General features: G+C 64.2%; 12 protein-coding genes. 9 read left to right on the top strand and 3 right to left on the bottom strand.

Features of this window, described 5'->3' with window-relative positions; translation table 11 throughout:
- Nucleotide 1 precedes the first annotated feature (1 nt).
- The 8 genes from GGR23_RS07285 to GGR23_RS07250 all read left to right on the top strand — a co-directional run bounded on the left by GGR23_RS07285 (nucleotide 2) and on the right by GGR23_RS07250 (nucleotide 8,593).
- Entirely contained in the window at nucleotides 2-1,420 is a 1,419-nt protein-coding gene (locus GGR23_RS07285; protein WP_183365508.1) for a LutB/LldF family L-lactate oxidation iron-sulfur protein, read from the top strand.
- 2 nt (nucleotides 1,421-1,422) lie between these two features.
- Entirely contained in the window at nucleotides 1,423-2,091 is a 669-nt protein-coding gene (locus GGR23_RS07280) for a LutC/YkgG family protein (RefSeq protein WP_183365507.1), read from the top strand.
- A 276-nt stretch (nucleotides 2,092-2,367) separates the two neighbouring features.
- On the top strand, nucleotides 2,368-3,021 hold the full coding sequence (locus tag GGR23_RS07275; protein ID WP_183365506.1) for an outer membrane protein: 654 nt from the start codon (nucleotides 2,368-2,370) through the stop codon (nucleotides 3,019-3,021).
- Between the two features lie 206 nt (nucleotides 3,022-3,227).
- Nucleotides 3,228-3,710, top strand: coding sequence for an NUDIX hydrolase (locus GGR23_RS07270; protein WP_183365505.1), 483 nt, complete (start codon nucleotides 3,228-3,230; stop codon nucleotides 3,708-3,710).
- 102 nt (nucleotides 3,711-3,812) lie between these two features.
- On the top strand, nucleotides 3,813-5,297 hold the full coding sequence (locus GGR23_RS07265) for an inorganic phosphate transporter (RefSeq protein ID WP_183365504.1): 1,485 nt from the start codon (nucleotides 3,813-3,815) through the stop codon (nucleotides 5,295-5,297).
- 11 nt (nucleotides 5,298-5,308) lie between these two features.
- Entirely contained in the window at nucleotides 5,309-6,046 is a 738-nt protein-coding gene (locus GGR23_RS07260; protein ID WP_183365503.1) for a 16S rRNA (uracil(1498)-N(3))-methyltransferase, read from the top strand.
- Between the two features lie 166 nt (nucleotides 6,047-6,212).
- Nucleotides 6,213-7,586 (top strand): glutamate--cysteine ligase, encoded by a 1,374-nt coding sequence (locus GGR23_RS07255; protein ID WP_183365502.1) that lies wholly within the window; start codon nucleotides 6,213-6,215, stop codon nucleotides 7,584-7,586.
- A 158-nt stretch (nucleotides 7,587-7,744) separates the two neighbouring features.
- Nucleotides 7,745-8,593, top strand: a complete 849-nt coding sequence (locus tag GGR23_RS07250; RefSeq protein ID WP_183365501.1) for a DUF937 domain-containing protein — start codon at nucleotides 7,745-7,747, stop codon at nucleotides 8,591-8,593.
- Nucleotides 8,594-8,620: 27 nt separating this feature from the next.
- On the opposite strand, the gene GGR23_RS23165 is transcribed toward GGR23_RS07250, so the two are convergent.
- Together GGR23_RS23165 and GGR23_RS07240 are read right to left on the bottom strand one after the other, a co-directional pair.
- Entirely contained in the window at nucleotides 8,621-11,191 is a 2,571-nt protein-coding gene (locus GGR23_RS23165; protein WP_246365024.1) for a methyl-accepting chemotaxis protein, read from the bottom strand.
- A gap of 350 nt (nucleotides 11,192-11,541) precedes the next feature.
- Nucleotides 11,542-11,805: a DUF1127 domain-containing protein gene (locus GGR23_RS07240; RefSeq protein ID WP_183365500.1), complete on the bottom strand. Its 264-nt coding sequence runs from the start codon at nucleotides 11,803-11,805 to the stop codon at nucleotides 11,542-11,544.
- A 204-nt stretch (nucleotides 11,806-12,009) separates the two neighbouring features.
- Between GGR23_RS07240 and GGR23_RS07235 the strand changes: the two genes are divergently transcribed.
- Nucleotides 12,010-12,963 (top strand): LysR substrate-binding domain-containing protein, encoded by a 954-nt coding sequence (locus GGR23_RS07235; RefSeq protein ID WP_183365499.1) that lies wholly within the window; start codon nucleotides 12,010-12,012, stop codon nucleotides 12,961-12,963.
- Between the two features lie 4 nt (nucleotides 12,964-12,967).
- Here GGR23_RS07235 and GGR23_RS07230 read toward each other — a convergent pair whose 3' ends face one another.
- The gene (locus GGR23_RS07230) at nucleotides 12,968-13,618 is read right to left on the bottom strand and encodes a TetR/AcrR family transcriptional regulator (protein WP_183365498.1); all 651 of its coding nucleotides are present in this window, start codon (nucleotides 13,616-13,618) and stop codon (nucleotides 12,968-12,970) included.
- Nucleotides 13,619-13,787: the final 169 nt, after the last annotated feature.

Raw genomic sequence — 13,787 nt, 5'->3', positions numbered from 1 at the left:
CATGGAACTCACCTCCCCCGCCTTCAAGCAGAATGCCGTCCGCGCGCTCAACGATCCGCAATTGCAGAAGGCGCTCGGCAATGTGGAGAAGGGCTTCGTCGCCAAGCGAGCGGCTGCCCGGGCCGCCCTGCCGGAGTTCGAGGCGCTGCGCGACCAGGCCCGCGCGATCAAGACCCATGTGCTCGCCAATCTCGATCTCTATCTCGAGGCCTACGAGGCCAGGGTGACGGCGAGCGGCGGCCATGTGCACTGGGCCGAAAGCGCCGAACAGGCCCGCGAGATCATCCTCGGCATCTGCCGCAAGGCCAATGCCAGGACGGTGACCAAGGGCAAGTCGATGATCTCGGAGGAGATCAACCTCAACGACTATCTGGAGAAGAACGGCATCGAGCCGGTCGAGACCGATCTCGGCGAATACATCATCCAGCTCAGGCATGAACATCCGAGCCACATCATCGCCCCCGCGATCCATCTCAACAAGGAGCAGGTGGAGGAAGACTTCCGGCGGGTGCATACCCACCTGCCCGACAGCCGCGATCTCTCCGAGCCGGTGGCCCTTCTCTCCGAAGCCCGGGCGGTGCTGCGCCAGCGCTATTTCGCCGCCGATGTGGGCATCACCGGCGCCAATTTCCTCATCGCCGAAACCGGCTCATCCGTCATCGTCACCAATGAAGGGAACGGGGACCTCACCCAGACACTCGGCAAGGTGCATGTGGTGGTCGCCTCGATCGAGAAGATCGTGCCGACGCTCGAGGATTGCGCCGGCATCCTGAGACTTCTCGCCCGCTCGGCCACCGGTCAGGACATGTCGGTCTACACCACCTTCTCCACCGGCCCGCGGCGGCCGGAGGATCCCGACGGTCCGGGAGAATATCACGTGGTGCTGATCGACAATGGCCGGACGGCCATGCTCGGCTCCGAATTCGAGGACATGCTGCGCTGCATCCGCTGCGGCGCCTGCATGAACCACTGCCCGGTCTATCACGCCGTCGGCGGTCACGCCTACGGATCGGTCTATCCGGGGCCGATGGGGGCGGTGCTCACGCCGTCGCTGAACGGCATCAACGTGTCGGGCCACCTGCCCAATGCATCGACCTTCTGCGGGCGCTGCGAAAGCGTGTGCCCGATGAAGATACCGCTGCCCAAGATGATGCGGCACTGGCGCGAGCGGGAGTTCGAACGCAACCTCGCGCCCGCCGCCAGCCGCTACGGGCTCGGCATCTGGGCCTTTTTCGCCAGGCGGCCGGCGCTCTATCGCTGGGCGTCCGGCATCGGCATGAAGCTCCTCGGGCGCATGGGCGCCCGCAACCACCGCCTTTCCAGCCTTCCCCTGGCCGGCGGCTGGACCGCCCATCGCGACCTGCCCGCGCCGGAGGGCGAAACCTTCGTCGCCGCCTACCACAGGCAGAAGGGAGCCTGACCATGGACAGCCGCAGCGCCATACTCTCGAAGATCCGTGCGACACGCGACACCGGCGACGAAACGGCACGGTGCCTCGCCGTGGAAAGCCGCCTTGCACGACCCGCTTCCGGCATCGTGCCTTCCCGCGGCCAGCTCGACCGGGAGGGCCGGATCGCGCTCTTCCTCGACATGATCGCAAAGGCCGGCGCCACCCATGAGCGCACGCCGCTTCCCCGGGATGTCCCGGCGCTTGCCGCCGCCTATCTTCGTGCCCACAATCTGCCCGCCCGGCTGCGCCGGGGCACCGATCCCCGCCTGGAAGCGCTGGGCTTCGAGCAGGAGCCGGCAATCGAAATGCTCGCGGGCGCGAGCGACGGCTCCGATCTCGCCGCGATCAGCCACGCGGACTTCGGCATTGCCGAAACGGGCACCCTGATGCTGCTTTCCGGTCCGGACAATCCCGTGACTCTCACCTTCCTGCCGGAACATCATCTGGTGGTGGTTCGGGCTGACGACATCGGGGGCGACATGGAGGCGGCAATTGCCCGCCTGCGCATGCTGCAGGGCAAGGATCGGATGCCACGCACCGTCAATTTCGTCAGCGGCCCATCCCGATCGGCGGACATCGAACAGACCATTCTTCTCGGCGCCCACGGCCCCCGTGCTCTTCACGTGATGGTGGTAGGATAAGGCCTTGCACCCAAAGTGAGACCAAAAAGACACACTTTTGGGTGTCTTCAACAAAATCTGTTGCTCGCTTCGATCGAAATTCTCTTGGCTGCCATGGAAAAAGCCAACCCAGCATCCATTTCCGATCTCAGGCCAGCGGGGTTACCCGGGATGGCCGGCACCCGCCATGGGGATGGCTGGGCCGGCAGGAACGGGAAAAACGACAAATCTCCTGTCTCGGTCGCTTCACGGGGGGCACTTGTAACCGACGCGTTTATGAAAAGAAGGAAACGTGACATGTTCAAGCCCATCATTGCTTCGGCGGTCATCGCCTCTGCATTTGCCTTCTCGGCGCACGCCGCCGACATGGTGACACAGACGGAATATGCGCCTGCGCCCGTCGAGCAGACCACCGTGCCGCTCTTCACCTGGTCCGGCGGCTACGTGGGTCTTCAGGGCGGCGGCACCTGGGCCAATGCCGACTTTGCCAGCGGCGGCCTGACCGCCGAGGAAGACTTCAACGGTGGCATCTTCGGCGGTTTCGTCGGTGCCAACATGCAGTCCGGCAACTTCGTCTACGGTATCGAAGGTGACCTGAACTACAACTGGAACAGCAACACCTACACCCTCTTCGGCACGGAAACCGAAGTCGGTACGGATGTCTCCGGCTCGGTTCGCGGTCGTCTCGGTTATGCCTTCGACAACGCCCTGCTCTACGCAACGGGCGGCTGGACCGCGGCCCGCGGCTATGTCGACGTCACCGGCGGCGACAAGGAAACCGAAACCTTCAACGGCTTTACCGTCGGCGCCGGCGTGGACTACGCCTTCACCGACACGCTCTTTGGCCGTGCGGAGTACCGCTACAACAACTACGGCGACCGCGACATCGGCGGCACCAATGTCGACTTCGACCAGCATGCCGTCACCGTCGGTTTCGGTATGAAGTTCTGATCTGGCGTCTTCCGCGTCAACGTACCGAAAACCCCGGTTCGCCGGGGTTTTCTCGTTTCTTGTCACGCCCGGCGCAAGCATGCGGTGGGAAGCTTCGGGCAGGTGGTGCCGACCGTCACAAATCGGTCAAAAAGAACTTGCGTGGATGGAAACTCGGCCTTAGCCATTTCCATTTATGATCTCTCTCGAAAGGAGTCGTGTTCGACATGGCGCTGATCTCCCGACTGGCAGCATGGCTGAAGCTGATGTTCCGGCGCCCGCCGCGCCAGCAATATGCTGCGCTCTGCTACCGGCAGGATCCTGCCGACCGCCATGTCGAGGTGCTTCTCGTGACCAGCCGCGACACCGGCCGCTGGATCATTCCCAAGGGCTGGCCCATGGCCGACAAGCCCGGCCACGGCGTGGCCGCTCAGGAAGCCTTCGAGGAAGCGGGCGTCACCGGCCAGGTCGAGAAGCGGCCGATCGGCTACTATCTCTACGACAAGGTGCTGAAAGACGACTTCGCCGTCGGCTGTCGCGTGCAGGTGCATGCGCTGGCGGTTGACAAGCTGCTCGACGACTACCCGGAAAAGGACCAGCGCAAGCATCGCTGGTTTCCCTACAAGTCGGCCGCCGAGCAGGTCCGGGAGCCGACGCTTCGCTCGCTCATCCTGGATTTCGGCCGCAGCCTGGAACAGCGCGCCGCCTGAAGCCTCCGCATTCGTCGTTTTCGGGCTTGCCCCCGGAGCATCAAGCCTCTACCCACCCTTTTGAGGGTCAGGGGGCCGGGGCAAAGGGAGGACTGGTTCCGCATGGGCGGCACGAAGAAGAAATCGGCGCTGGACAAGGATCTCGACAAGATGACGCTTGTCGAGCATGCCTCCCAGCATGTCTGGAGGCGGCTTGCCGCTCCGAGCGCCGGCATGCTCTTCGTTCTTCTCGCCATGGTCTATGCCGGAACCTATGCGCTCGGCCACGCCAGCCCCGCGGTCCTGATCATCGCGGCAGCGCTGGCCGGCTACATGGCCATGAATATCGGCGCGAACGACGTGACCAACAATACCGGCGCGGCCGTGGGAGCCCGGGCGATCAGCATGCGTTCGGCACTGCTGATGGCGGCCGTCTTCGAAATCCTGGGCGCCGTGATTGCCGGGCGGGACGTGACGGAGACGATCTCGGTTCACGTGGTGCCGCCGGCAGCCCTTCCCGGCGACGGCCATGTGATGGCCGTCATGATGGCGGCGCTCAGTGCCGCCGCGCTCTGGATCAATCTCGCCACCTGGCTTCATGCGCCGGTTTCCACCACCCACTCGATCATCGGGGCGATCATCGGGGCAGGCATAGCGGCCTCCGGTTTCGGCGTGGTGCAATGGGGCGTCATCGGGCAGATCGTGATGAGCTGGGTCGCCTCGCCGCTGATCGGCGGCATTCTGGCTGCGGGCATGCTGTTCTTCATCGAGGAGCGCATCCTCCAGAAGGAGGACAAGATTGCCGCCGCAAGACGGTGGGTCCCGGTGCTGATCGGGCTGATGACCGGTGCCTTCTCCGCCTATCTCGCGCTGCAGTTTGCCGTCCGCGGCCGCTTTCCGGAAGACGCGGTGCTGCCGCTCGGGGGAATGTTCCTGCTCGTCGGGTGGCTTTCCGCAATTCCCTACGTGCGCATCCAGTCGGAGGGGCTCGAGAACCGCAATGCCTCCCTGCGCATCCTCTTTCGCATTCCCCTGATTGCCTCTTCGGCGCTTCTCTGCTTCGCCCATGGCGCAAACGACGTTTCGAACGCAATCGGTCCCCTGGCAGCCATCGTGGCGGTCTCCGACCAGCCGCCGGCGCCCGGTGAAATCGTGCCCTTCTGGGCGCTGACGATCGGCGCCTTCGGCATCTCGACGGGTCTGCTGCTGTTCGGCCCGAGGCTGATCCGTCTCGTGGGCGAGCAGATCACCAAGCTCAACCCCGTCCGCTCCTATTGCGTCGCGCTTTCGGCGGCCCTGACCGTGCTGGCCGCCTCCTGGGCGGGACTTCCGGTTTCGTCCACTCATATCGCCGTGGGATCGGTCTTCGGCGTCGGCTTTTTCCGCGAATGGTATGTCAACAGCTGGCGTCCGGCGGCACAGAAGCCCTCGAAGAAGCGCAAGGCGGTCACGGAGGACAGCGAGGACGATACCGAGGAGCTGCGGCGCAGGCTGCTGGTGCGTCGCTCGCACTTCATGACCATCGCCGGCGCCTGGATGATCACGCTGCCGATTTCAGGCGGGCTTTCGGCCCTGCTGTTCCTGCTGTTTCGCATCATTTTCCTGTGAGGGAGGACACCATGCGTGCCAATTTCCGCATGCAGCGCCTGTTCGTGCGCGAGGACCTCGGCACGGGTGCGGAGATTGCCGCAACCGACGACCAGTTCCATTATCTTGCCCATGTGCTGCGCATGGAAACGGATGCGGAGCTTCTCGTCTTCAATGGCCGCGACGGGGAGTGGCGGGCCCGGCTGACCTATCCGACGAAGAAGCGGATACGGCTTTCCATGCTCGAGCAGACCCGTCCCCAGCCACCACAGCCCGATCTCGTCTATGTCTTCGCGCCCCTGAAGGTCGGCCGCATGGATTACCTCGTCCAGAAGGCGGTGGAGATGGGTGCGGGCGTGCTGCAGCCGGCATTGACCCAGCACACCCAGGGCAAGGCGCCCTCCAGCGACAAGATCGAGGCGAACGTGATCGAGGCGGCCGAACAATGCGGTGTGCTCGCGGTGCCGGCCGTCAAACCGGCGCGAAAGCTCTCCGACATTCTCTCCGACTGGGATGGCGAACGCACGCTGATCTATTGCGACGAGGGGGACGAGGGACAGAACCCTCTGCCGGTGCTCGCGCGGATCGCCACCCAGAAGCTCGGGCTCCTGGTCGGGCCGGAGGGGGGATTTTCCGAGGACGAGCGGCGGCAGCTGCGCAGCCTTCCCTTCGTCACCGCGATTCCGCTCGGCCCGCGCATCCTGCGGGCGGATACGGCCGCCGTCGCGGCCCTTGCCGTCGTGCAGGCCGCGATCGGCGACTGGCGGTAACGGCCATCGCGGGCAGGCAGAAGCGGGAATTCAAGAGGCGACGGCTCAGATTTTTTTCACGCGCACATGAAACAAATTCACTTGCGCGTCACCCGTTTCCAGTTCAATCACCCAGACGGACAGAATGGTGTCCACCTGAATTTCAACCAGGCAAGAGAATTTCTTCATGGCTCGCGATACGACCGACGACACCCCGATTTCCTCCGTTTCCGAACTGGCCGCCTATCTCGCGGCGGGGTCGAAGCCGGAAGAGGCGTTCCGGATCGGCACCGAGCACGAGAAATTCGCCTTCTTCCGCGCAGACAACAGCCCGGTTCCCTATGAGGGCGAAGCGAGCATCTCCGCGCTCCTGACCGGGATGCAGGACAAGCTTGGCTGGGACCCGATCATGGATGCGGGAAAGATCATCGGTCTTGCCTCGCCGACAGGCATGGGCGCGATCTCGCTGGAGCCCGGCGGCCAGTTCGAGCTTTCCGGTGCCCCGCTTTCCACCATTCACGAGACCTGCAAGGAATCCAACCACCACCTTGCAACCCTGCGCGAGGTGGCCGAGCCGCTCGGCATCCGGTTCCTCGGCCTGGGCGGCAGCCCCAAATGGAGCTTCGCCGACACGCCGCGCATGCCGAAATCCCGCTATGCCATCATGAGCCGCTACATGCCGAAGGTCGGCTCGCGGGGGCTCGACATGATGTACCGCACCTGCACCATCCAGGTGAACCTCGACTTCTCCTCGGAAGCCGACATGCGTCGCAAGATGGTCGTGTCGCTGAAGCTTCAGCCGCTCGCGACTGCGCTCTTTGCATCCTCGCCTTTCACCGAGGGCAAGCCGAACGGTCTTCTCTCCTGGCGCGGCGACATCTGGCGCGACACGGACAACCAGCGCGCCGGCCTGCTGCCCTTTGCCTTCGAGCCGGGCTTCGGCTTCGAGCGCTACGTGGAGTGGGCGCTCGACGTGCCGATGTATTTCGTCGTCCGCGACGGACGCTATCACGACTGCACCCATGTGACCTTCCGCCAGTTCATGAACGGCGCGCTGAAGGGCGAGCTTGCCCAGTGGGAACCCACGATGGGCGACTGGACCAACCATCTCTCCACGCTGTTCCCCGATGTCCGCCTGAAGCGCTTCCTCGAGATGCGCGGTGCGGATGGCGGCCCGTGGCGGCGCATCTGCGCGCTTCCGGCCTTCTGGGTGGGTCTTCTCTATTCCGCAAGCGCGCTCGATGCCGCCGAGCAGGCAACGGCTGCCTGGACCTTCGAAGACGTGCAGAAACTCCGTGACACGGTTCCGGCCGAAGGGCTGCGGGCGACCATCCGTGGGCGTTCGCTGCTGGAGATCGGTCGCGAGATCCTCGCGATCTCCCGGGACGGCCTTCGGGACCGCGCCTGCCGCAACAGCGACGGCGTGAACGAAAGCGTGTTCCTGTCCCCGCTCGAGGAGGCGATTGCCAAGGGTGCCACGCTCGCGGACGAGCTGCTTGCCCTCTATCACGGTCGCTGGAACGGGTCGGTGGAGCCGGTCTTCTCCGAATACCAGTACTGACGCGGCCGCACCTAAGACCTTCGTTGCCTGCCGAAATGTCAGAAAGCGGTTTCCGTTGAGGCATTTGCCGCTATAGTGCTTCGGCGGGCGCCGGCGGCATGTGCCTTCCTTCAGCAGGGAATGGCCGCGGAGCGCCCCTGAACCAGACGGGGAACGGGATGCTGCCACTATTCGACCTGATGATGAAGGCCCAGAACGGCCAGGCGATGGAGGCGCTGGCGCGCCAGTTCAACCTCGCGCAGGAGCAGGCCGCCCAGGCGGTCGCCGCGCTGATGCCCGCCTTTTCCGCGGGCCTCAAGCGCCAGAGCAGCAACCCCTTCGACTTCGCCACCCTGATGGGCAGGGCTGCAAGCGGCAACTACCAGAGCTATTTCGAGGATTTCACCCGCGCCTTTACCCCGCAGGGCATTGCCGACGGCAATGCGGCCCTTGCCCAGATCTTCGGCTCGAAGGAAATCTCCCGCGCCGTGGCGGCACAGGCCGAACAACTGACCGGCATAGGCCAGGACGTTCTGAAGCGGATGATGCCGATCATGGCGGACACCATGATGGGTGGCCTGCTGAAGCAGATGACGGGGCAACTCGGCCAGCAGGCTTCACCGGCCAATCCCTTCACGGCCGAGGGCATGGCGGACATGTCGCGCCAGTGGATGGAGGCGATGGGCTTCCGGAGCCGCGAACCCGCTCCCCAGGCCACCTTCTTCGACAACCCCTTCACGCAGGCGATGCAGGCCTTCTTCACGCCCCAGAAGGCGGAGCAGAAGGCGACCGAAAGCGATCCCTTCGGCTTCAATCCCTACATGAAGGCTTTTCAGGACATGATGGCGAAGGCGGCGGCGCCTGCGGCGCCGTCCAGGGCGGAGGAAGCCCCGCCGGAAGCACCGGCGCCGGATGCCTATGGCACCTTCATCAACCAGATGTTCGACACGGGCCTCGAAGTGCAGAAATCCTACCAGCAGAGCTTGGACGCCATCTTCGACAGCTGGACGAAAAAGAGCGGCGCCTGAGCGCCGCCCCGTTTACCCTGCCATCGGTCAGAACTCTTCCCAGTTCTGATTGTCCTTCGATGTATCCTGCTGCTTGAGGCCGAGCCCTGCGCTGACGCGGCCCAGGAGCTCGCGGGCCGGCGAGGCCACGGGGCGCTTCGGCCGGGTGGCGCTATCCACCGATTCGATGCGCTTGGAGAAGGTGAAGAGCGACGACCTCGGAGGTGCGGGCTTCTTCGGCGGTTCGAAAGCCGGCGGCTGCGGCCGTTCTGGACGGGGCGTCCTCGAAGCGGCCGGAGGACGCGGATTCTGCGGCGGGACCGGCGTTCCGAACTGCTGGGCGGTCGTGCCGCCATCGGGACGCGTCACGGAAGCGGTGCGATACTCCGTGTCGCGGGTGTTGAACTGCGACAACAGCGAGGTCAGGGCCTCCGCATCGCCGGCCAGAAGCCCGACATTCGCATTCGTGTCATTGGTCGCCTGGAGGCTGAGGCGGCTGGCATTTTCCATGCGCGATATGGCGGTGTTGATCTCGCCCAGACTGGACGACTGATCCTTGGCGCCATCGGCGATCGACTGGATGTGGTCGTTGATCTTCACCACCTGCCCGGCGATCGAGGACAGCACCTCGCCCGTCTGCTGGACGAGGCCGACGCCGCTTGCAACCTCCTGGCCCGACTTGGTGATCAGCGCCTTGATGTCCTTCGCCGCCTTTGCGGAGCGCTGGGCGAGTTCCCGGACCTCCTGCGCGACGACGGCAAAGCCCTTGCCCGCCTCCCCCGCGCGCGCCGCCTCGACGCCGGCATTCAGTGCCAGGAGATTGGTCTGGAAGGCGATCTCGTCGATGACGTTGATGATCTGCGAAATCTCGCGCGACGCGCTTTCGATCCGGTGCATGGCATCGACCGCATCGGTGACGATGTTGGCCGACTGGTCCGATTCCCGCCGTGCCGCCTGGGCAAGCTGGGATGCCACCTCGGCCTTTTCGGTCGAGGAGCGGATCGCGGCCATGATGCTGCGGATCGCGGCGGAGGTTTCGTTCAGCGAGGCCTGCTGCTCGCCGGAGCGCTGGGTCAGCTCGTTGGCGGCCTTGCCCACTTCCACCACGCGGCTGTTGATGCCGACCACATTGTTATGGACAGATGCCATGGTCTGCGAAAGACGCTCGAGCGAGGCATTGAAATCGAGCCGAAGCTGATCGAGATGGGCGGAGAAGGGCTTGTGGATCTTGGCGGTCAGATCGCCGGCGGACAGGCGCTCCAGTGCGGCGCCGAGGCTGTCGATCGCGAAGGCCAGCTGGCGCTGTTCCTCGGCCTTGGCCGCTTCCCGCTGACGCTGGGCCTCGTCGGCCTGGCGGCGGGCATCCTCGGATTCGGCCGAAAGCCGCAGCTTCTCGATGGCCGCTTCCCGCAGCACCGCCACCGATCGCGCCATGTCGCCGATCTCGTCCTTCCGCTCCTCGCCCTCGAGCTTCACGGCCGTGTTGCCTCCGGCAAGGCTCTTCATGCTGTCGACGAGGGACGAGATGGGGCGGGTAATCGTGCGCGAGTACAGGATCCCGGCGATGGTGCCGATGATGACCATCAGCAGCGAGACCAGCGCCACGTCGCGGATGCCCCGGAAGAGGCCCGCATTCACCTCCTGGCGGTCGACCAGCGCAACGACGGCTGCCTGCAACCCGCCGATTTCGAGCCTGCTGAGGGCCGCATAGCTCGTCATGCCGCGATATCCCTCGATCATCCCGTGGGAGCGCTCGTTCACGAGCGCCTCCCCGATCAGCGCGCTGTCGATCTGCACCGCGAGCGGATCGGCTTCGGGTGTCTTCACGCTGTCGTTGATGACGAGGCCATTGGCATCGACGAGAAGGGACTCGCCCGTCTGCCCCAGACCCGTCGCGTTGGAGAACATCGGCGTCAGCATCGTGGCGCGAAGACGGTAGGCCACCAGGCCGATCACCTGATCGCTCATCAGCACCGGCGCGACGAGGAAGGCGGAGGCTTCGCCGCCGGCGGCCTGATAGGCCGAGAAACCGGTCATGACGGCCGGTTCGCCGGGCTTCAGGACAAGGGCAGCCGCCACCGCCTGCGACAGGGCGCTGTCCGGGGCTGCACCGCTCTTAAGGTTGGTTCCGAGATCCTCCTGCTTGGCAACGGAATAGATCACGTTGCCCTCGGGATCGATCAGCAGGATATCGGCATAGCCTTCGCTGATCAGGTGATCGCGGAAGAAGGGATGGCTCTGCCGATGGGCCCGGTCGAAGGCATCCTTCTTGGCGGTATCGAAGTTCATTCGCTCGGCGGGGGGATGCGGGTTGCCCGCGATGTAACGCGCCTGGATCTCCGCCTTCGGGTCCGCGCCGAGGAATTTCCACGCGCCTTCAAGACCGTAGAGGGCCTGCTGGGTGATGGCCGAGGCCGCGAGGCTGGTGATGTCGCTGCGGATCGACTGGAGATAGACGCGCGCCTCGTTGCGGCGGCCATCCGCCGTCGCCTCGAGCTTCTCGTATTCCTGTGCCACCAGATTGTTGGCATTCGAATAGAGGCCGACCGCTGCCGTTCCGCTGATGGAGGCAATCGCGAAAAGCGCTGCAACAAGCGGTAACTTCCGGGAAAAACGCATGACTGAAACCCTTCAAACCTGCAGCATGCCGGAGGGAACCGGCGAGGCGACCCGCATCATGCGCGACAAAGGCTGTCCGCCATCTGCGCAAGACTAGCAGGAGCGGAGTTTAACGGGGGTTAACGAATGGCCCGCGGAGCCCGAGGATACGGGACTGAACAGCCCGAAGGTCCTGAAAAACAAGGGTTCCCGGCAACCCAGCGCACCTTGCGCCCGGCTAAGGAAGCTGTGGATAAAAAAACCGGCGAAGCCAATGCTCCGCCGGCGAAGTGGCAGGGCTTCTTGGGATGGGCCCTGCGGGGAAAAGGGAGTAACCGTGAAGCCGGCCGGACAGGGCCGGCTTCACCACGTCACGCGCGTCGGCGGCGCCGCGCGGCCGAGGCGAGCCGGTGGCTCGGATCCTCGAAGAAACGGGATTCGCGAAGGGCATCCTGGATGTCGAGCCGCGTGAGCCCGATATCCATGAGTTCGTGATCGGTCATGCCGTCGAGCCGCAGCACCTTCTTGCGGTGCAGCCTGTTGCGCAGGCTGCGAACAAGGGCAGTCCAGAGCCTTGCAGGACGCCCGGCGACCGCGGGCATGGCACCCGCGCAGGTATCATCCATCACGTGCATGGTCGTTGACCTCTTTACGAAGAATCCGCCACGCCACCGGCAGCGGATGGAGGCGGTCCGCTGGCGGCACGGGGTGGATCAGGGGCTTGGAAACCGTGGGAGGCGGCTTCCGGTGAGATTGCCCTTGAAACTTGTCAAATAACTATTGATCAGTCCAACGCATGTTTTTAATAGTAACCATCAAACATATTCATGGGTGTTCCGATGACTGCGCCACTCGACCTCGACCAGTTGCAGACCTTCATTGCCATCGTGGATACGGGCAGCTTCACGAAAGCGGCGGATCGCGTCTACAAGACCCAGTCCGCCGTTTCGATGCAGATGCGCCGCCTGGAGGAGCGCATCGGCAAGCAGCTCTTCGCCAAGGACGGACGCGGCATCCGCCTGACGAGCGAGGGAGAGAAGCTCCTGAACTACGCCCGTCGCATCATTCGCCTCAACAACGAGGCCATCGCCGCCTTCGACGACAACCGCCTCGAGGGAACGCTGCGTATCGGCACACCCGACGATTATGCCGACCGCTACATGCCCGAGATCATCGGCCGCTTCGCCAAGACCCACCCGAATGTCGAGCTCTACATCGTCTGCGAGCCTTCCGTGGATCTTGCGGAGAAGATGGCGAAGGGCGAGCTGGACATCGCGCTGGTCACGCACAATCCGCGGGAGCGCATGTCGGACGTGGTGAGAACGGAGCCGCTCTGCTGGGTTGGCTCGGCCAACCATCCGCTCCCGGACGACGCGCCGGTGCCGCTTGCGGTCGGGCGACGCGATTGCCAGTGGCGGCAGCTCGCAAGCTCTGCGCTCGACAGCATCGGCCGCGAGTACCAGATCCTGTTCACCAGCTGGTCCTCGACCGTGGTCGCCTCGGCGGTTCTCGCGGGCATGGCGGTTTCGGTGCTGCCGGAATCGGCCCTGCGCACGGGCATGAAGGTGCTGACCCAGGCCGACGGCTTCCCCGCCCTGCCCCCGATGCAGATCGGCATCATGAAGCGCCCCGGCGTCGCCACATCGCTGATGAACGCGATCACCAACCACATCACCGCCTGCCTTGACAACATCACCCCCGCCAACATGAACGACGAGGTGGAAGGCGACGTGAAAAGCTTCGGCCGGTATCTCCGCGCTCGCGGCGGAACCGGTTCGCTTCAGGGGTGGTGAAACCTCAGCCCCTTCGGCCCGCGCCTGCCGGGACGTGGAAAAGCATGTCCCGGATCAGGGTTTTCCAGTCGTTGAGGAGTGTCCGCCCGAGCGGCTCGCCTGCCACCACCGCAAGGCGGATGGCGGAGCCGATCAGATGGCTGAACAGGAAGCTGCGGGTCGACATGTCGACGGGAAAATCCTCGGGCAGCAGATGGCGGACGGAGTTGTAGAACAGCTCTCCGACCTGCCGGCTATCCTCCACATTCAGCATGATCAGGTCCCGATCGGTTTCCGTGGCGATCAGGATCTCGAAATCGGCGGGATTCTCGCGGAACTGCTGATAGTACCAGTCGGTCACCGAGCAGATGATGTCGAGGGCCTCTTCGAGGCTGCCGACGGCATGGAAGCTCGACCGGATCTTTTCCTGAACCGCCTCTGCCGTCCGATCGAACAAGGCCTTGATGATGGCGGCGCGCTCAGGGAAATACTGGTACAGCGAGCCGATGGGGACGCCGGCTTCGGCCGCAATCTCGGTCATCTTGAGGCCCTGCATGCCGTGGCGACCGATCAGGAGGCGTGCCGCCGCGAGGATCTGCTCGACACGCTGGACGCTACGATCCTGCTGAGGCTTTTTCCTGTAGTTGATCCGGTCCGAACCCGATTTCTGCGCCATTCCCTTGAATTCCGATGTTCCGTCCGCCCTGCCGAAGGGCCATGCCGGCAGGCCGTTTGAAAGACAGGGATGTTTAGCCGGTTTCCAACGGCGGTGACAGCAGAAATCTAAAGTATTACCTCAATTCACATGTATTATTTAGATATAAAGCAACTTTAATTTTACAAAA

This window comes from Gellertiella hungarica, from assembly GCF_014197145.1.
In the GTDB taxonomy this organism is placed as follows: domain Bacteria; phylum Pseudomonadota; class Alphaproteobacteria; order Rhizobiales; family Rhizobiaceae; genus Gellertiella; species Gellertiella hungarica.
This window is presented reverse-complemented; position numbering and strand designations above follow the sequence as displayed.